The following is a 1,059-nucleotide window of genomic DNA, read 5'->3' as shown; positions in this document are numbered from 1 at the left end:
TACCTGATTAGTCACCTATCTCCGCTGGCTCACATGGCGAGCTACCTGGCGATGAAGATGGTCGCACCCCACCTCGGAGGCGACCATGTCCACCAATCGCATTCAGTTCCAACCTGGCTTGCCATTGGCAGAGTTCTTCCGGCGTTTCGGCACTCGCGCGCAGTGCCAGCAAGCCCTGTTCGAGACGCGTTGGCCGAGCGGCTTCGTCTGCCCCAAGTGCTCATGCACTCAACACAGCCGTCACGAGCGCGGCACCCGCTTGCTCCTGCAGTGCTGCGAATGCCGCCGCCAAACCAGCCTGACGGTAGGCACCGTATTCGACGCCAGCAAGCTGCCGCTGACCACCTGGTTTCTGGCTATCCATCTTCTCACCCAGAGCAAAACGGGGATGTCGGCCCTGCAACTCATGCGCGACCTCGGAGTCAGCTACCGCAGCGCCTGGTTGCTCAAGCACAAGCTCATGCAGGTGATGTTCGGCCAAGAGCGCGGGCGCAAGCTGGGGACGTTGGTGCAGATTGACGATGTGTTCGTCGGCGGCGAGCGCCAGGGCGGCGGTGTCGGGCGGGTCGCCCCGAACAAGGTGCGGGTGGTGGCGGCCGTGCAGGCCTCGCCGCAGGGCAAGGCGATCTACACGCGGCTGGACGTGGTGCCGAATTGGCAGAAGACGACCATTGCACGATGGGCGCTCAAGGCGCTGGCGCCCGATACACATGTGGTCAGCGACGGGCTGGCCACCTTTGCGGCGGTCAAGGAGGTGGGGTTCACGCATGAGCCCGTCATCGTGAACAGCACTGGCAAGGCGGCCGGGGCACATCCGCGCTTCATGGCGGTGAACACGACGCTGGGAAACCTGAAGACCTGGATGGCGTCGACGTTCAAGGGTTTCAAGCTCAGTCACTATTCGCAACGCTACCTCGCGGAGTTTCAATACCGCTTCAACCGGCGCTTTGACCTGCGGGCGATATTGGTCGCGCTACTGAGCGATGCCATCCGCTCCCAGCCCTGGCGGCAGGTTTCATTGAGGCAGCGGATGCCAGCGGAGATAGGTGCCTAATCAGG

At 63.0% G+C, this 1,059-nt stretch carries 1 protein-coding gene; it reads left to right on the top strand.

The window, feature by feature from the left end:
• The first annotated feature begins 85 nt into the window (after window positions 1-85).
• On the top strand, window positions 86-1,054 hold the full coding sequence (locus tag ACS5PK_RS22640) for an IS1595 family transposase (RefSeq protein ID WP_439442521.1): 969 nt from the start codon (window positions 86-88) through the stop codon (window positions 1,052-1,054).
• Window positions 1,055-1,059 lie beyond the last annotated feature (5 nt).

Origin of the sequence: Roseateles sp. DB2, assembly GCF_051857535.1 — a bacterium.
GTDB lineage: Bacteria > Pseudomonadota > Gammaproteobacteria > Burkholderiales > Burkholderiaceae_C > Roseateles_B.
This window is presented reverse-complemented; position numbering and strand designations above follow the sequence as displayed.